The sequence below is a fragment of the Nostoc sp. NMS4 genome (genome assembly GCF_017115095.1).
Classification (GTDB): Bacteria; Cyanobacteriota; Cyanobacteriia; order Cyanobacteriales; family Nostocaceae; genus Nostoc.
In genome coordinates this window covers 1-18,040 of the sequence record NZ_JABXKI010000301.1, presented here as the reverse complement: position 1 = coordinate 18,040, position 18,040 = coordinate 1, and the positions used below count along the sequence as shown (strand labels likewise).

Here is an 18,040-nt window from a genome sequence, read left to right as displayed (position 1 = left end):
CTTTTTAAGAATCAGGAATGAAAGCAATTTGCACCATATAGACGAAGAGCGTGGCTTTGTAAGTTAGAAATCCCAAAAAAATGGGGAGAATCTGTAGCTCACGCCATTGAGTTGCCACGATCATCACTCCCAAAAATACAGCAAAACGAGTTTTGCTCAGACTGGTTTTCTCACTACCAAGCTGCTCAACGTCTCTAGCCAACATTTTTAAGTAAACCACACCTGTACACGCCCCAATTAAATAATTTAGGGCAATGTTTAAGGAATAAAAAATCCACACAGAGATAAAAATAACCCCCGTCAAGACAAGCGTGATTACCAACAATCGCTGGAAGAGTTGATAGAACTCTTGCATGGAGTTACCTGATTCTGTGTCTCCAGAACCAGTTTTAGCATCTTGTTGCGTTGTCGGAGTGGGCGCAATTGATTCGTCAGACAAGCTCACGGGACTTGAAACCAGTACAGTTAAATATGATGACTGCACATTCAGTCAGCTGAATCATATCACGATGCGGTAACAATACTTTAGGAAAAAACAATTAACTTCTTGTCAACATCAGAGAGTAAGTGCCGACAGACTAAAGCCTACAGCACTTTCACCAAGTCCGCCGAGGTGGACTTGGTGAAAAAGTAAGATTTTTATAGGATATTGATAAACTGAGGACAGGCAAGATGCCCGCCCCACAAGAGTCTTGGGTTGAATTATACCTCAGGGTTAAATTATCTTGGCAGTCCGCAGACCGAACAGCAAACCTACAGATAAGCCAAAGAATAAACCCAAGAAGACGACATAAGATACAATTGCAAACATTTATTGCTCTCCAGAATACTTCCTAAATCTATTGAATCATTAGTTGTTGGGTATTGGGCGGCAAAACAGTTCCGTTAGTGGAAAGCTAAGGTTTAGCCTGTGCTGAGTCAGATTCCCTACTCCCCATTTCCTAGATTGCGATACAATACAGCCCACAAGCGCTTGTTTGGGGTTGGGCAATGACTTCTGTAATTAATGTAAATTTACCAGAGCAGTCTTATGAGATTGCGATAACTTCATTGAGCTACGCGATCGCACCTTCGAGTTTAGATCAACTGGGTCAACAGATGGCCAGTCTTAAGCTAGGCAAGAAGGTTTTGCTGGTTTCTAATCCGACGATTTTTAAGCATTTTGGGGAAAGAGTAATTACATCCCTAACATCTGCTGGATTTGAAGTTGCTAGCTGCACTCTACCGCCTGGTGAACGCTACAAAACCCTCAATTCCATCCAAAAAATCTACGATGTTGCCTTGGAAAACCGTTTAGAACGTTCTTCGACGATGGTAGCTTTGGGCGGAGGTGTAATTGGGGATATGACTGGCTTTGCAGCCGCAACTTGGCTGCGCGGTATTAATGTTGTCCAAGTGCCTACCTCTTTGTTGGCGATGGTAGATTCGGCAATTGGTGGCAAAACTGGTGTAAATCATCCCCACGGGAAAAACTTAATTGGGGCATTCCATCAACCGCGTTTGGTTTTGATTGACCCAGATGTGTTAAAAACTCTACCTATGCGTGAGTTTCGAGCAGGGATGGCAGAAGTTATTAAGTACGGTGTAATTTGGGATGCTGAATTGTTTGCTCTGTTGGAAGCAAGTAAACGCCTCGACCAACTCCGCTATGTCAAACCTGACTTAATAACCAGTATATTAACGCGCTCTTGTCAAGCTAAAGCTGATGTTGTTGGCAAAGATGAGAAAGAAGGCGGATTACGCGCAATTCTCAACTATGGACACACCATCGGTCATACAGTCGAAAGTTTGACTGGTTATCGTCTAGTAAATCATGGTGAAGCGGTGGCTATTGGTATGGTAGCAGCCGGTCAAATTGCTGTGGATTTGGGACTGTGGCAAAATGTTGACACAGAACGTCAAAATGCTTTAATTCAAAAAGCGGGTTTACCAACTCAATTGCCAGATGGGGTAGATATTGAAGCAATTATTGAGGCGTTGCAGTTAGATAAGAAAGTCAAAGCCGGGAAAGTGCGGTTTGTTTTACCAACAGAGATTGGTGTAGTAACAATTACTGATGAAGTGCCATCGGATATTATTCGCCAAGTGTTGCGGGGAATGCAAACGATTTGAAGAAGAATTCAGGAGTCAGAATAAAAATTAGTTGCTCTGTACTTCAATTACGAATTACGTTAGCGAGTTAGACGCTCTTACGTCGCTAGCGCTTCTCTACTAGACGCTTTGCGAATGCTATCGAGCGTCATTACTAATTACGAATTATTGAGCCTGTATCAAAATTTTAAGTGTTGAAAGGTTTGCCTAGCTTTAATAAGTTGCTTGAGTAACTTGTCTGCTTTTTTGAGATGGTAGCTGGATTTTTGCTGTGTTGTACTAATAGTTTAGTTGATTAATTCATCCATTTGTAGGAGGTAATTAGCAACCCAATAAGTATACTTTGCTTATAATCAGACCAACACAAAATGGTTTGAGGCAGAATTCACGTAACAGATGTATCAATCATGTTAAACCTGATATTAACCAGATATATAAAAATAAAACCCTTGGTGCTTTCAACAGCTTTTTTCCTGGCTATACAGACTTCTGCCAAGGCTCAACAAGCTGTTCCTAGTTTGACACCAGCACAAGCTCAACATTTATCCCGTGATTTGGTTCCATATAATTCTCAAAACTTTTTTAGGCAAGGAAAAGATTCTATTGAGACAGAAATTCAAATTCTGAGGGAAAGACAACAGCGCCCAATTAAACCTATTCTTAAGATTTATGCAGTACCGGAGATTAAAAGACCACATCCCCAGCAAAAACCCCAACGGCTTATCTAAGTAAGAATCATCATCCTTTCTATGACTCTTGAAATCGCTATTTATTGTAGTGTTAATTCTTGAGATATAGCACATAAACTACGTTCCCAGGTATCAGAATCACTATGTTCTGCTTTTGAGTTACAGAGGTTTTGTGTTTTCAAAAAATTTTGCAACACAAATTTACAATTTTAATCGTCTAGCAAACTCATCAAGGCTTGAATTTCAACGTCTTGTGGCTCTGACAATTCATTTTGTAACTTTAATAATTCATGTTGTAATGCTTCTGCAACATAAATCATATTAGATTCTTGGGCAATTTTTAGCTGATTCTCTTTAATTTTGATTTGTTTAAGCAAGTTATTTTCAAGATGAATTGAATTGTAATGTTGAGCAATCATAGCTTTACATTTCTTATCAATCGATGGAGTGCAATTAAATTTACCACCTATGCATTATTCCACACTTTTATCATTTTTTAAATATAGTACTTTTCGCTTTGTGAGCTAGAAGAACCCCACTCTCAACTCACTAAGTACAGCTTTGCATAAAATCGTGGCGAATTGAGGTTGAAATTTAAACGCGAAGGGGCGCAAAGGTAAGCGCAGAGGAACGCAGAGAATTAGCGGACTTCCAAGAAATAAATTATCCAAATAAACGAACCACAGAGACACAGAGGATACTGAGAAATGAGAGTTTGAGAGACCCCTCAAAAAGGGAAGAACTGGAGCAATACTGAGCCAATACTTCCCAAAAAGTCAACGAAACTGGGTTTACCGGTACTTATTTTCTCATTGACGGGTGTTTGTAGTTCTTTAATAAAAGCTTGGGCTGTTAGGGTTCCAGTGCTGTTGTTTTCGGATGTAAACAGTTTTTCTGCAACTTGAGCATCTTGGAATGCACCTTGTCTATCTAGTACTTGGTAACGGGCGACACCACGAGCTAGATAAGCATCGGCATATTCTGGTTTAATAGCGATCGCTTGATTAAAATAACTGATTGCTTGCTGTTGGTTGCCTTTTTGCCCTTCTGCTATACCCAAAGCATAAAATTCTGCCGGTGAAGCAATTTGTGATGGTATAGCAACTGCACCTTGCAAGTTAGTCCCATTCAAGTAAGCACCAGTCAGTTCTGCATTTGCTAAATAAGTATTTCTCAAATCAGCACCCGCCAAATTTGCCCCATTAAATTTGGCTTCGCTCAGGTTAACGCCAAATAAACTCGCGCCACTTAAGTTTGCACCCCGCAAATCTGCACCGCTTAAGTTTGCACGGCTGAGGTTAGCACCTGTGAGATTAGCACCGCTCAAATTGGCTCCAGATAAGTCAGCCATTACTAAACCTGCATTCGTCAAATCACAGTTTTGACATTGTTTGGTTGCTAATAAGTGTTTAACATCTTCAGAATTTGCCGCTTGTACGATTGTTGTCAAACTAATTGTGGTTAAAAATGCAGCTGCACTTAGAATTAGGTTTTTCATATTTGTGTAATATTTTTTACTGAACACCAATGTTAACTGAGACGGATTTATACCTCAGCATTATGATATGAGCAATCTCAACAATTTGCCCTCTGTAGTTGCCTATATCAGTTATAAATTAGCGATACCTTTCCTGTATAAGGCTATGCTAAAGGATTGTAGAATAGCCTTGAAGCTATCAATTGAGCCGATATTAAGACTGATAACCCCAGTAACAGGGGTAAATGAGCATCATTCGTCAAGATAAATGATACACTTCATTATGGGCGAAACTGATGTCAAAAAATTAAACTCACTGCAAAATATTGCTTTAAAAAAAGTATCTGTAACATCCAAATAATTAGTATTTTTTAAAATCAAGTAAATTAGGGAGCATTATCCCAGCCAAAAGCTTACCCTGATAACTGGACTAGCCATTGTCATCAGGGATGCTTTCACTCAGGAGCAAAATGATCGTTTTGCTTTTGTACACCCTGATTTTAAATAAATATGAGACTATAGAAACATTAAGACAGTCATAAAAACGTGAGTCAGCAAGACAAACTCTTAGAAAAAATCCTCTCTGGGACTTCTGATACAGACATCCCTTTCGCTCAACTGTGGCAACTTTTATATACACTAGGCTTTGAAGAACGGATTCGTGGCGACCATCGTATTTTTATCAAAGCCGATGTTGATGAAATCTTGAACCTACAACATAAAAGAGGAAAAGCCAAAAGCTATCAAATTAAACAAGTTCGGGCAGTGATTCTGAAGTATAAGCTAGGAAGTAAAAATGATGTTTCGGTATGAAATTATTCTCTATTGGAGTGAATTAGATCGAGCCTTTATTGCTGAAGTACCAGAGTTATCAGGCTGTGCTGCTGATGGTGATACTTATCAAGAAGCTTTGCATAATGTAGAATTAGTTGTGCAGGAATGGATAGAAACGGCTAAGGATTTAGGCCGTCCAGTTCCTGAACCTAGACCGCGTTTGATGTATATTTAATTGATATACAAGCTAATTCAAAAAGTTTTTCTTCTCCGTAAATGGAGAGGCTTGAAAACTTTTTTAGATTTCAGATTTTGACTTTAATCTAAAATCTAAAATCTAAAATTATCTCGGTCAACGACACCGACGCAACGCCGCAAGGTAGCTTGATATCTGGGCATCTGCTTTAACTTGACACCAATGGCTATTTTTTCTTCTCTCTGTTCCCTCTGCGGTATCCTGCGGGAAGCCGCTTCTCTACGAGATGCTCCGCGAATGCGTCTACGTTAAAAAAATTGGCTTTGATAAAGAGTTTGAGCCTTAACCCAAGCGTATTGAGGTATAAAGCGTGTTTTCTCCTGAATTCTGAATTCTGAATTCTTCTAATAACTACTCATTTTTAATTAGTACAGTGAAGATACTACCATTTGGCTGATTATCTTCGATGGTAATTGTACCAGAATGTGCATCGATCGCCATTTTGCAGAAAGCCAATCCTAAACCAATTTGCGAAACTTCTGGCATCGGGGTTCCAATTTCATACTTCTCAAAAATGATTTTTTGTAACTCCAGACTTATTCCCGAACCAGAATCAGCGACTTGCACTTTTACACCACCGGCTGGCAAATACTCTCCCCGTAAGGTAACTTGAGACTTGGACGGGGAGAACTTAATGGCATTGGAGAGCAAATTATCTAACACTCGACGAAAGATAACTGCATCGAGTGCAACAATCCCACCAGGTTCGGGTAGTTCACGTATCAGCGTCAGGTTCTTTTGATTAGCGATCGCTTCAATACCTGCCAATGCTGACATACATACCATACAAAGGTCTACTTCTGTGTAGTTGAGAACCATTTTTCCAGATTCCAGCTTTGCCATGATTAGCAAGCTATCAATCAATGATTGTAGTTGGTGTCCAGCAAGTAAAATTTGCTCGACTTTCCCTTTCTGTTGTTCAGGTGACAAATCTGATACCCGTAGAATCTCTGCGCCTAAAATAATACTGGTAAGTGGATTTCGCAGATCGTGGACAATCATATTGACCATATCTTCTCGCAGTTTGAGCAATGCTTGCACACTGTCGTATTGCTGCTTAATCCGTAACATGGAATGAACTCTGGCTCGTAATTCTACACCATTGACGGGTTTACTAATGAAGTCATCTGCACCCGTCGCCAGACATCGAGCCAAATCTTCTTTATCAGTTAATGCTGTCACCATAATGATCGGCAGTGCTTGCCATTGTGGATCTTTTTTAATCCGTCGGCAGACTTCTATCCCATCGAGATCGGGCATCATCACATCTAATAAAATCAGATCGGGCTGAAAACTATCGAGGCGATTTAGAGCTTGTTGACCACTAGGAGAGTAGTATAGCTGGTAGTTTTCACCATCCAGCAAGGTTTCAACAACGTCAAAGTTATCGGGTTCATCATCGATTACTAAAATAGAGGGTTGGCTATCCATTGAGAATTTCCGCTACCTTCCTAAAAGATGTTGAATTGTGGTTACAAGCTGTTTAAGTTTTACGGGTTTGGTCAAATATTCGTTAGCACCGGCTGCTAAACAAGTTTCGCGATCGCCGGGCATAGCTAACGCCGTTAGTGCAATCATTGGAATATGCCCAAATTGGCGATCGTTACGGATGCGCTGGATTGCTTCTAACCCATCCATTCCCGGCATTTGAATGTCCATCACAATTAAGTCGGGGCGTTGAACTCTCACAAGATCGATCGCTTGTTGTCCATTGTTTGCTAAAATGAGATTATACCCTCGACTTTCAAGATAGGCAGACATAGTATCAATATTTGCTTGATTATCTTCTGCCAGCAAAATCAAAGGAGTGTCCAGAAGGACCTCTGGCACTACAATTAAATTTGATAAATTTGGCGAGTCAGAACGGCCAGGATGTTGTAGTTTCTCTATAGTTAGCTGAAGTTGAGCGCGGGTAATGGGTTTGACCAGATATTCAAACGCTCCCTGAGCCAGTCCTTTGCTATGCTCATCCATAACAGAAATGATGATTGCTGGGATATCTTTGGTTTTTGGATTGGTTTTGAGTTGATTTAGCACCTCCCAACCCGATAGGTTCGGTAGTTGCAGATCGAGAATAATTAGAGCAGGTTGAACTCGCAGCACTTCTTCTACGGCTCCTTCACCTTGAGAATAGATGAGCGGTTGCATTCCCATTTCGTTGAAGTAACGAGTAATTTGCTCGGCTGCTGCAACTGAATCTTCGATAATCAAAACTTGAGCATTTTCAGCAAGTAAAGGATAGCTGGGTAATGAAGTAGTTACCTGCGTTCTTCTGAGAAGATTATCGCTGATCCGGTAGGGAATGTGGGCGGTAAAACAACTTCCTTTTCCAACTTCACTGCTAACTAAGACCGTTCCTCCATGTAGGTTAATAATCTTTTTTACCAGTGCTAAACCTAAACCAGTGCCATTGTACTGGCGGTTAAGGCTGCTATCAAGCTGAATGAAAGGCTGAAACAGCTTGCCAATTTCTTCAGAGGCGATACCGATGCCGGTATCAGTGATATGGAAGCAGAGATTTTGGGAAGATGAGGCAGAATTTACTTCCCCCGCTCCCCCTGCTCCCCTGCCCCTCTGCCCCTCATCCCCCTCCAGCACCACTTCTAGCGTTACAGATCCCCCTTCTGGTGTGAACTTGACAGCGTTACTCAGCAGGTTGATGAGTACCTGACGCAATCGGCGATCGTCTACTTGGATGCTGTCAATATTGTCAGAAATATGAGTATTAAGACGAATATTTTTTTTCAAAGCCATCTGTTTGACAAAAGCAAGGCTGATATCACAGAGGTTCCTGACAGAAACATCACTTAGTTGCAATTCCAGTTTGCCAGATTCGATTTTAGATAAGTCTAGAATGTCGTTGATTAGTTCTAGCAAATGTCTGCCACTGCGTTCAATAGTGGCGATCGCTTTTGCTTGTCTTTCATTGATAGAGCCAAACACACTTTCTTCTAAGCCCTCTGACATACCCAAAATCGCATTCAGAGGTGTTCGCAGTTCATGGCTCATGTTTGCGAGAAATTCGTCTTTCAGGCGAGTGGCGCGGGCAAGTTCCACGTTGGCGTTAGCAAGCTGCTCGTTAGTCTGCCGCAGTTGTGCTTCGGCTTGTTTGCGTTCTGTGATATCTTCGTGAGATACTAGTACGCCAATCACCTCACCTACGCTATTGGTCAGGGGAACTTTATTAGTTCGTAGCCAGAGTTGTTCGCCATTAGGCCCTTCCAATGGCTCCTCATAGCCTAGTTTAGGTGTTTGGGTGTTCATCACCATTGCATCGTCTGCACAGTAGAGGTGTGCCATCTTTGCCCAAGGTAATTCAAAGTCGGTTTTGCCGACGATCTCATCGGCTGTTAGTTGAGAATGGCGGATAAATGCGGGATTGCAGCCGATAAACCGCGATTGGCGGTCTTTCCAGAAAACACGCTGCGGAAATGTATCTAGTACCGTTTGCAGCATTTTACGTGATTCTTCTAGTTCTTGCGCGGTTTGTTTGCGCTCACTGACATCAAACATGGTGCTGCGGCTGTATAGATAGTTCCCATCAGCATCCTTGACGGCAGTAGCGCTGATCAGCACTGGCAAAACTGTGCCATCTTTACAAATCATGTCAAACTCCAAATCCTTCACCGAACCCTGCTTTTTGAAGCGAGGATAGTTTTGGGCAAAGGCCAAGCGACTGGCTGGAGTGAAAAAATTTAGCAGGGATTGGCCAATCATTTCTTCACGGGTATAACCCAACCAGTGCAATTCAGTCTCGTTTACCTTGAGCAATCGGCCTTCGCTGTCGAGGGAATGGTAGCCACAGGGAGCATTATTGTACAAATCTTCGACCTCGTAGGCATATTTCGCTAATGCCTCCTGTGCCTGTTTCCATTCGCTGATATCAGTGATCCGTACTAGATGCATGGTATGTCCAGCTACAGTAATGGGCTTGACTGCAATATTTCCCCAGAAAATCTTACCCTGAAGACTAACATATTCAATCTCTAGGCTCCAGACACCTTTTGACCGTATATCTTTGATAATCGCATCCGTTTCGCTGGCAGTGAATGGACGGAGTTGGAGTGTCTGCCCACTGATATTGATTAATTCAGCTTTGTCAACCGCCTCAAACAGTTCTACTGCCCGCCGATTGCAATCCAGAGTTAGCAGCGTTTGCGGATCGACCAGAAAGATGGCATCAGCAGATTCGTTAAAAATGGCTTCTCGTAAATCCCGATTGTGGATGAGTTCTTGTTCGGCTTGTTTGCGTAAGCGTTCGCGTAGCGTCTCGTAGAGAAGCTCGTCGCAGATATCGCTAATATCATAGTTAACCCCGATCATCCGCAAAAGTTCACCCTGCTGGTCAAGCTTGAGAATACCATAGCCTTTAAGATAACGAATTTCTCCACTTGGTTGAACGATGCGGAACTCAACGTTATATTCTTGTTTTCCTTGCAGAACTTGCTCGATAGTTTCCAGCATATAAGGGCGATCGCCTGGGTGCAGACAGTCTAACCAACCATCAAAAGAACCGCTAAAATTAGTGTTGCTCACTCCATACAGTTCGTACATCCGATCGTCCCAAATCATCTTTAGCTGGACGAAATCATATTCCCAAATCCCAAATCCTCCAGAGCCGATTGCTATGGTTAGCCGTTCAGAGACCTGATGCAGCTGTTCTTCTGCTTGTTTGTGTTGTGTAAGGCGTTTTGCCAGTTCTGTCTGTACTTGCTGATATGCACTTCCCTGTTGAATGGCGATCGCTATTTGTACCGCAAGTTGATCCAACAAATCTAGTTCTACTGATTGCCAGTGGCGAGATCCACTACATTGGTGAGCAATTAATAATCCCCACAATTGCTCTTTGACCAAAATAGGTACTACCAGATTGGCTTTGACTTCAAATTGTTCTAGAAGTTGCAAATGACAATTCGTTAAACCAGCTTGAGAAATATCAGCGATTGCTCGTTTTTTGCCTTGGCGATAGTCACTTCCGGCTCCCTGTTGAAAGCAGGTGTCTAAAATCTGCTTTCCTAGAGCCACCGTCCAACCAGGAAGTACTGACTCTGCGACAATTGTACCGCTCATATCCGGCTGGAATTGATAGATCACTACTCGGTCTGCTTTGAGAAACTGCTGCACTTCTGTAGCTGTGGTATGCAGAATCTCCTCTAGCTGAAGAGACTGACGAATCCGCAAAGCGATCGCGGCAATCAGTTGTTGTTGTTCCCGACTTTCTTCTAACTGTCGAGTCAAATCCATCCGTTCAATGGCATGATGAATTGCACCTTGAAGAACTTCAGGTGTGAGTTGATTTTTAACTAGATAATCTTGAACACCAGTTGTCATCGCCCGGATCGCACTGATTTCATCCCTTTTTGCTGTCAGCGCAATCACAGCAGTTTGGGTATGGCTATGACATTCCCGAAATTGCTGAATAAACTGTAGTCCATCGCCATCGGATAGGGAAAAATCCAGCACAATCACATCTGGTATCTCCTGTTGAGACCATTTCAGTGCTGCGATTAGCGTCTCAAACTCCAAAATGCGATAGGTATGTAAGCTATCCTGCTGCAAGAAGTGAGACAATTCCAAGCGATTTTCGGCGCAATCATCAATCAGCAGGATCGTCAGGCAGGAAGGATGAGTCATAAAATTCAAAATACAAACGCGATCGCGTTCCCAACAAATTATACCTTGATAATCATCATGTAAATAGCCTGATTTCAATCGAGTTACACTTGGACAAGGGAGATAGAGAACAGACAAAATGCCTGAGATATGTTTAACATTGCCCTTCAGTACGATGTTACACACAAGTCCTAAAAACCTACCTAGCTTCATAAGACCTTCCTCGTTCCCAGTCTCCGACTGGGAATGCATTCATTGAGTCTCTGACTCAATATCTGACTAAAGGCAGCAGCCCCTAATAACCCAATCACCCAGATAAACGAGAGAAGAAAGAAAAATCGAGTTTTTTTAGACTTGTGTGTACGGGAGCATCTCAATGAGTGCAAATATACCTGGCGATTAGAAATCGTGGCTACACAAACCAAGTCCGCCTACGCGGACTCAAATAAAGAAATCTAGTTCCCTCCCCTTTGCAAGGGGAGGGTTAGGGTGGGGTAAAACCTTGGTTAATCAGCTATTTCAAGACTTGTGTGTACACCGTAGCCATGAGCAACTGGCGCGCGAATTCCATTCGCCAAGGCAAGATGTTTTTACACAGATGGAGATGCTCCCTGTGTGTACACCATTAACAGCCGCAAGAGCAATATCAAAATCTTTGTTTTGCAGCGTTTTTTTATTATCAACCAAATTGTTCTTCAATGCTGGCATTTTATTGAAATCCTAAATACTAAAACTAGTAAAAACAACAATTAGCAATAAATCTAGCTGATTATAAATGCTATAAAAGTTCTCTAAAAAATTGTAATAAAATTAATCATAGAAAACACTGATGCTTTTTGATTAATTCTAAGTAAAGATATTATTTATATCTTTTCTTAAGATAATTTTATTCCAGGCATCCATACATAATGTTCATTAACTCACTCAGTTCTGATAATTTACAACAGACTATCATTCGCCATCCGCTCATTGTTAACTCTGAGACTATGCTTCCAGACGTGATTGCCCTAATCAATGAAACATCAGGTAATTATGATACCTTGCCAATCCCAAATACCAATTATTGGAAGAACTCAACTAAAGATATAGCTAGCAACACATCTCAATCGGCCAGTTGTGTTCTAGTTATGGAAAACTCACAGTTAGCGGGTATAATTACACAGCGAGATTTAATTAAGCTGACAGCACAAGGCAAGAATCTAGAGGAAATCAGTGTTGCCCAAGTGATGACAAGGGAGTTAGTAACACTGAATTTAAGAGATTTTAAAGATGTTTTTAGTGCGTTACATTTGCTAAGGCAACATCGGATTTGCCATCTGCCTATTGTAGGGGATGGAGGAGAATTAATTGGATTAGTTACTCCTACCAGTCTGCTGGCAGTTTCTATTGTACAAGCCGAACTTTACAATCATACACGAGTCAAACTTGTAGAACGTCAGAAAATCGAAGCAGAACTGAGACTAGAGCGTAATTTTGTTTCTACCGTTTTGAATCTAGCAGATGCTTTAGTGATTGTATTAAATTCTCAGGGGAAAATTGTTCGTTTTAATCATACTTGCGAACAAGCTACAGGTTACACATTTGATGAAGTGAAAGGAAAATTCATTTGGGATGTATTGCTATTACCTGAAATAACACAATGTATTAAAGATATTTTTAAATCTTTAGCCGAGAAAGAATTTCCTCAACGTTACGAAACTTCTTTAGTTACAAAAGATAGCGATCGCCGCTTAATTTCTTGGTCAAATAAGGTCTTACTTAACCCCGATCGTCAGGTTGAATATATCGTCTGTACAGGCATTGACATTACTGAAAGCCGAAAAGCACAAGAGGAACTCCAGCAGACTCGCAACTTTTTACAGTCGATGATTAATAATTTACCTGTAGCCGTATTTGTTAAAGATGCTAAACCAGAAAGTTTTGGAAAATTCAAGCTTTGGAATCATACTTGCGAAAATATTTTTGGCATTACAGCAGAACAGGCTATTGGCAAAACAGATTACGAATTATTTCCAAAAGAACAAGCAGATTTTTTCTACCAAAAAGACCTAGAAATTTTTGCAAGCGGTGTACCTCAAGATATTTCTGAAGAACTTATTGACAGCCCCAGCATTGGCAAAAGAATTTTACACACGACTAAAATTCCTTTATATGACAAAAATCAACAACCCGAATACTTGTTATATATTTCTGAGGATATTACAGAATACAAACGAGCAGAAAAGAGTCTGCAACAAGCAAAAGAGCAATTACAAACGGTTTTAGATGCAGTACCTGGGTTTGTTTCTTGGGTAAGTTCTGATGGATATTATTTAGGGGTTAATCACCATTTAGCTAAAAGTTTTAACTTGACAACCGATGCTTTTATTGGTCAAGAATTAGGCTTTATGGAAAACAGCCCGCAATTTACAGAATTTATGCGGGAATTTTTAGCTAGGCAAGATGTAGCAGACTCTAAAGTTATTGATACCCAAATCAATGGTAAGGTATGCAATTATTTGCTCGTAGCTCAAAAATATCAACAAAATACAGCCGCCGTTGCGATCGGAATCGATATTACAAAACGCAAACAAGCTGAAATAGCCTTACAAAGTTTGATAGAAAGTACAGCTTCGACGACTGGACGTGACTTTTTTCCAGCATTAGTTGAGCATATTTCTTCTACTTTAGATGTTCGTAATACCTTAGTAGCTGAGTTAATTGATGGGAAAGCTCATACTTTAGGATTTTGGTCTGATGGGCAGTTACAACCCAATATTTGCTATGACCCAAAATCAACTCCTTATGAAATTTTACTCAAGCAAGGATTTTATCACTGTAGTTCGGCAATTCAACAACTCTTTCCTAATGCTAAAAGATTAGTTGCTATGGAAGCAGAAAGTTCTATGGGAGTTATTTTGAGCGATGATTTTGGCCAACCAATTGGCTCATTATGCATAGTAGATGACAAACCCATACCCGACCAACATAAATTTGAAGGAATTCTCAAAGTATTTGCAGCCAGAGCATCTGCTGAATTGCAAAGACAACGAGCGCAAGAAGCTCTACAAAAACTCAATCAAGATTTAGAAGTTAGGGTTAAGCAACGCACTTTAGATTTACAACAAAGTGAGGCAGAACTTAGGGCTATTTTTAATCAAGCAGCTGTCGGAATTAAACTAGAAACTTTAGATGGTAATTTTCTGAAAGTTAATCAAAAGTTCTGTGAAATTTTAGGCTATAACCAAGAAGAAATACTAGAGAAAAACTTTAGAGATATTACACATCCAGAGGATATAGAAATCCATCTAAATGAGATGGAACAATTAATCACAGGAAAAATAGAAACATTTTCTATAGAGAAGCGCTATTTACATAAAAATGCTAATGTAATCTGGATAAATCTAACGGTTTCTCTAATTCGAGATCCCATTGGTAAACCGATTTACGTAATCGGGGTAGTTAAAGATATACGCGATCGCAAACAAGCTGAAGAAAATATTTGTAAAGCTTTAGTTAAAGAAAAAGAACTCAGTGAGTTGAAATCTCGTTTCATTTCTATGACATCGCACGAGTTCCGAACTCCTTTAGCTGTGATTGCTTCCTCTGCTGGAATTTTAAAAAGTTTTAGCCATAAACTAGATGAACAACAAAAGCATAAACATCTCCAGTGCATTCAAACTTATATTCAACACACTACTCAACTATTAGATGATATTTTGCTAATTAATAAAGCTGAAGCTGGGAAATTAGCATTTGAACCAACTTATACTAATTTGATTAATTTCTGTCGTTCTTTGGTAGAGGAAATTCAACTTAGTTCTCCCAAACATACCTTAGCATTTTCTCCCCAGTATTTGGTGAATTCATCAACAGATGATTGCTTGATGGCTTGTATAGACAAGAAGCTTTTGCGACAAATATTGAGCAATTTGCTTTCAAATGCTGTCAAATACTCACCAGATAGTAGGAATGTTCAAATTGATTTATTAGTTAAAGATGAAAGTGCAGTTTTTCTAATTCAAGATGAGGGTATTGGTATTTTACCAGAGGAGCAACAGAAATTATTTGAACCATTCTACCGAGCTAGTAATGTTGGCAATACGCCAGGAACTGGATTAGGTTTGGCCATAGTCAACAATTGTATAGAGCTTCATAGAGGAAGAATTACCTTCGCTAGCCAGGTGGGAGTAGGTACGACATTTAGAGTGGAAGTGCCACTAATTAAAAGTAACCTTCTCAATTAAAAACATCTCATGTGTTATTAATAAATGTTTTTAGGGAACAATAAACTACATGAGATTGTTTGGAATCTAATTGTAGATTCCCAAGGCGTTAATCTGAATAATCTATTGTAGCGACTGTATTTACTGCATCTAATCACCAAAACACCCAGTTTAAATTACTATTTAAACCAACCAATGAACAAAAAAATATTAGTAATTGAAGATGAAATCCAAATTTGTGCAAATATTCAACAGATTTTAAGTTTCTCCGATTTTAATACTATTACTGCAAATAATGGTTTAGAAGGATTACAACTTGCTAAAACAGAAAAACCAGACCTTATATGTTGTGACGTTATGATGCCTGGGCTTGATGGTTACAGTGTACTGACAGCCTTACGCCAAGACCCATTAACTGAATCTATTCCAGTAATTTTTCTGACTGCAAAAGTAGACCGTGGTGACTTCCGCCAAGGTATGGAGTTAGGAGCCGATGATTATCTGACAAAACCTTTTTCTATGGAAGAACTTTTGAAGGCGATTAAGGCTAGATTGGAGCGGGCAGAAAAACCAAGTTTAATTAAACAATAATCTGAAGAGGAAAAATACTCCTAGTTAACATGGAAATATTTCAGCGTTTATACTTAGGAAATTAATATTATTATACAGTATTATTGAAAGTTAGTTTTTCTTGTTTAGCAAGATAAGTTTTATATGGATACCATATCATGCTAGACCAATAAAACTGATATTTTTATCTTTACTAATCATAGATGAACACTATTTTGATTATAGAAGACGAACCCCAAGTGAGGGAAAACATTCAGGAAATTTTACAGCTTTCTGATTTTAAAACTTTGATAGCTGTAAACGGTAAGATTGGATTAGAAATTGCTCAAAAAAACTTACCAGATTTAATTATCTGTGACATTATGATGCCTGAACTAGACGGCTATAGCGTGCTGTCTGCTTTACGCAAAAATGAAGCAACTATCAATATTCCTTTAATATTTGTTACTGCTAAAGCAGAACGTTCAGATTTTCGTCAGGGAATGGATTTTGGGGCTGATGATTATTTGACTAAACCATTTACTCCTGAAGAATTACTCAGTGCGATCGCGTCTCGTCTTGAGAAATACGCTTTGGTTGAGCGCCAAACTCAAGCCAAACTAGATGAACTGAGAATGAATATTGCTCACTCATTACCTCACGAACTGAATACTCCTTTAAATGGTATTCTCGGTATGTCACAGTTGTTAGTAGAAAATTGTGGTGTCATCCCTGCTTCGGAAGAAGTTGAAATTGCAGAATTAATTTATATATCTGCTAATCGCTTGAATGCATTAGTTAAAAGATTTTTGTTATATAGTAATCTGGAATTGATCGCCAAAAATCCTGAAAAAATCCGTCAAATCGAAGAAAAAAAAGATAGATGTTTTGCGAAGAAAATTATTAGTGAAGTCGCTCTCCAAAAAGCTATAGAAAACTGTAGGCAAAAAGATTTAAAGCTAGATATCGAAGAATATATAGTACAAATACCAGAAGAAAATTTGAGTATTCTTATAGAAGAATTACTTGAGAATTCTTTTAAATTTTCTTTACCAAGCAGTGAAATTCAAGTTATTAGTAAGAGAGAAGGTAATAGATTTAATTTATATGTAATTGATAATGGCAAAGGGATGACAATTGAAGAGATTAATAAAATTGGAGCTTTTATACAATTTAATCGAAAATTATGGGAACAACAAGGCTCTGGTTTAGGGCTGGCTATTGTTCAGCATATAGTGAAATTATATGGTGGTAAATTTATAATCGATAGCATTCCTGAAAAAGGAACTATTGTAAGTATTAGTTTGCCTTGTTAGGGTGTACTTGTAAATATAACTACAGTAAAATAGACAAGTTATATTCAGTGGTTTAAGTAAGGTTTTTTAACACCAGGTTTGCACAACATGACCCTTCAACTGTTGTCCTAACCAAGGTGTATTTTGTGAAAGTGTATAAAGACTTTTCCGTTCGACTTTCCAGGTTTGTTGGGGATCAAATAAAGTAAGTTCTGCTGGTTGATGAGGTAGAATTGCACTTACTTTTTGCCCCAAACACTCTGCTGGACTGATACTCAATGCTCGCCATAATTCTAAAGCTGTAAATTCCTCTGTTTCAACGAGATATTGCCATAAAAGAGGTAATGCTAATTCTAAACCAATTGCTCCTGGAGGTGCTTCGGCAAAGGCTTGGACTTTTTCTTCGTAGCTGTAGGGTGTGTGATCGATAGCGATCGCATCGATCGCACCCGCACGTACCCCTGCACGTAACGCTACCACATCACTGGGATTACCTAAAGGCGGGTCTAAATGCAAGCTGGTGTGATAACTCTTAACTGCTTTGGTATCAAGTAAAAGGTGCATCCAGGTGGTGCTAGCGGTGATGGGTAAACCAGATGCTTTCGCTGAGGCGATTAATTCGACGCTGCGAGCTGTAGAGACACGCATGATATGGACTGGTGTGCCGATGGTTGCAACCAATTCAAGCATAGCTGCGATCGCACTAGTTTCAGCGCTGGCGGGTATTGGGGGTAAACCAAAACGTAGAGCATCTGTCCCTTCTCTCATTACACCATTAGCTGTTAACTGGCGATCGCTAGGCCAAAATGCTACTGGTTTGCTCAACGGCTGGAGATACTCTAACACTCGCCGCACCAGCGCCAAATTTTCTAAGGGTTTACCATCAGTAAAACCAACAACTCCAGCCGCCGCTAAATCTGCCAATTCCGTCATCTGCTTCCCAGCAACATCTAGGGTGATAGCACCCCAAATATGAAGCAGGGGGAGAGGAGGAGACAAGGGAGAGGGGGGAGACAAGGGAGAAAAAGAAAAATTGCCTCCTTGTCCTCCTTGTCCTCCTTGTCCTCCTTGTCCTCCTTGTCCTCCTTGTC

The 18,040-nt window shown here is 40.0% G+C and carries 14 protein-coding genes; 7 read left to right on the top strand and 7 right to left on the bottom strand.

The window, feature by feature from the left end; genetic code table 11:
• Window positions 1-4: 4 nt before the first annotated feature.
• Together HWQ37_RS28450 and petL are read right to left on the bottom strand one after the other, a co-directional pair.
• Window positions 5-445 (bottom strand): ATP synthase subunit I, encoded by a 441-nt coding sequence (locus HWQ37_RS28450; protein ID WP_292753772.1) that lies wholly within the window; start codon window positions 443-445, stop codon window positions 5-7.
• Window positions 446-715: 270 nt separating this feature from the next.
• Window positions 716-811 carry a cytochrome b6-f complex subunit PetL gene (petL, locus tag HWQ37_RS28445; protein ID WP_084227316.1) on the bottom strand — a complete coding sequence of 32 codons (96 nt, stop codon included), beginning with the start codon at window positions 809-811 and terminating at the stop codon, window positions 716-718.
• A 179-nt stretch (window positions 812-990) separates the two neighbouring features.
• Here petL and aroB point away from each other — a divergent pair, with 179 nt between their 5' ends.
• Window positions 991-2,112 carry a 3-dehydroquinate synthase gene (aroB, locus tag HWQ37_RS28440; protein ID WP_292753771.1) on the top strand — a complete coding sequence of 374 codons (1,122 nt, stop codon included), beginning with the start codon at window positions 991-993 and terminating at the stop codon, window positions 2,110-2,112.
• A 386-nt stretch (window positions 2,113-2,498) separates the two neighbouring features.
• A complete protein-coding gene (locus HWQ37_RS28435; RefSeq protein ID WP_292753770.1) occupies window positions 2,499-2,819 on the top strand; it encodes a hypothetical protein in 321 nt (106 codons plus the stop codon).
• A 170-nt stretch (window positions 2,820-2,989) separates the two neighbouring features.
• Here the strand turns inward: HWQ37_RS28435 and HWQ37_RS28430 are convergent, their stop codons facing one another.
• Complete coding sequence (locus HWQ37_RS28430) at window positions 2,990-3,199, bottom strand: hypothetical protein (protein WP_292753769.1); 210 nt, start codon at window positions 3,197-3,199, stop codon at window positions 2,990-2,992.
• 308 nt (window positions 3,200-3,507) lie between these two features.
• Entirely contained in the window at window positions 3,508-4,278 is a 771-nt protein-coding gene (locus tag HWQ37_RS28425) for a pentapeptide repeat-containing protein (protein ID WP_292753768.1), read from the bottom strand.
• Between the two features lie 525 nt (window positions 4,279-4,803).
• Here HWQ37_RS28425 and HWQ37_RS28420 point away from each other — a divergent pair.
• The gene (locus HWQ37_RS28420) at window positions 4,804-5,070 is read left to right on the top strand and encodes a type II toxin-antitoxin system HicA family toxin (RefSeq protein ID WP_292753767.1); all 267 of its coding nucleotides are present in this window, start codon (window positions 4,804-4,806) and stop codon (window positions 5,068-5,070) included.
• Complete coding sequence (locus tag HWQ37_RS28415) at window positions 5,054-5,266, top strand: type II toxin-antitoxin system HicB family antitoxin (RefSeq protein WP_099103575.1); 213 nt, start codon at window positions 5,054-5,056, stop codon at window positions 5,264-5,266. Before HWQ37_RS28420 ends, HWQ37_RS28415 begins: the two co-directional genes overlap by 17 nt.
• 372 nt (window positions 5,267-5,638) lie before the next feature.
• Here HWQ37_RS28415 and HWQ37_RS28410 read toward each other — a convergent pair whose 3' ends face one another.
• Window positions 5,639-6,718: a hybrid sensor histidine kinase/response regulator gene (locus tag HWQ37_RS28410; RefSeq protein WP_292753766.1), complete on the bottom strand. Its 1,080-nt coding sequence runs from the start codon at window positions 6,716-6,718 to the stop codon at window positions 5,639-5,641.
• Between the two features lie 12 nt (window positions 6,719-6,730).
• The gene (locus HWQ37_RS28405; protein ID WP_292753765.1) at window positions 6,731-11,113 is read right to left on the bottom strand and encodes a response regulator; all 4,383 of its coding nucleotides are present in this window, start codon (window positions 11,111-11,113) and stop codon (window positions 6,731-6,733) included.
• Window positions 11,114-11,808: 695 nt separating this feature from the next.
• Here HWQ37_RS28405 and HWQ37_RS28400 point away from each other — a divergent pair.
• From HWQ37_RS28400 to HWQ37_RS28390, 3 genes are all read left to right on the top strand, one after another.
• The gene (locus HWQ37_RS28400; protein WP_292753764.1) at window positions 11,809-15,126 is read left to right on the top strand and encodes a PAS domain S-box protein; all 3,318 of its coding nucleotides are present in this window, start codon (window positions 11,809-11,811) and stop codon (window positions 15,124-15,126) included.
• Between the two features lie 174 nt (window positions 15,127-15,300).
• Window positions 15,301-15,696 (top strand): response regulator transcription factor, encoded by a 396-nt coding sequence (locus HWQ37_RS28395; protein ID WP_363318202.1) that lies wholly within the window; start codon window positions 15,301-15,303, stop codon window positions 15,694-15,696.
• A 182-nt stretch (window positions 15,697-15,878) separates the two neighbouring features.
• Window positions 15,879-16,970 (top strand): hybrid sensor histidine kinase/response regulator, encoded by a 1,092-nt coding sequence (locus tag HWQ37_RS28390; RefSeq protein ID WP_292753763.1) that lies wholly within the window; start codon window positions 15,879-15,881, stop codon window positions 16,968-16,970.
• A gap of 66 nt (window positions 16,971-17,036) precedes the next feature.
• Here HWQ37_RS28390 and HWQ37_RS28385 read toward each other — a convergent pair.
• The coding region (locus HWQ37_RS28385) for a dihydroorotase (RefSeq protein ID WP_292753762.1) at window positions 17,037-18,040 on the bottom strand (1,004 nt) is incomplete at its 5' end.

Coding starts and splice junctions, on each gene's coding strand:
- petL (WP_084227316.1), bottom strand. CDS start 811: ATGTTTGCAATTGTATCTTATGTCGTCTTCTTGGGTTTATTCTTTGGC.
- aroB (WP_292753771.1), top strand. CDS start 991: ATGACTTCTGTAATTAATGTAAATTTACCAGAGCAGTCTTATGAGATT.
- HWQ37_RS28435 (WP_292753770.1), top strand. CDS start 2,499: ATGTTAAACCTGATATTAACCAGATATATAAAAATAAAACCCTTGGTG.
- HWQ37_RS28430 (WP_292753769.1), bottom strand. CDS start 3,199: ATGATTGCTCAACATTACAATTCAATTCATCTTGAAAATAACTTGCTT.
- HWQ37_RS28425 (WP_292753768.1), bottom strand. CDS start 4,278: ATGAAAAACCTAATTCTAAGTGCAGCTGCATTTTTAACCACAATTAGT.
- HWQ37_RS28415 (WP_099103575.1), top strand. CDS start 5,054: ATGATGTTTCGGTATGAAATTATTCTCTATTGGAGTGAATTAGATCGA.
- HWQ37_RS28410 (WP_292753766.1), bottom strand. CDS start 6,718: ATGGATAGCCAACCCTCTATTTTAGTAATCGATGATGAACCCGATAAC.
- HWQ37_RS28405 (WP_292753765.1), bottom strand. CDS start 11,113: ATGAAGCTAGGTAGGTTTTTAGGACTTGTGTGTAACATCGTACTGAAG.
- HWQ37_RS28400 (WP_292753764.1), top strand. CDS start 11,809: ATGTTCATTAACTCACTCAGTTCTGATAATTTACAACAGACTATCATT.
- HWQ37_RS28395 (WP_363318202.1), top strand. CDS start 15,301: ATGAACAAAAAAATATTAGTAATTGAAGATGAAATCCAAATTTGTGCA.
- HWQ37_RS28390 (WP_292753763.1), top strand. CDS start 15,879: ATGAACACTATTTTGATTATAGAAGACGAACCCCAAGTGAGGGAAAAC.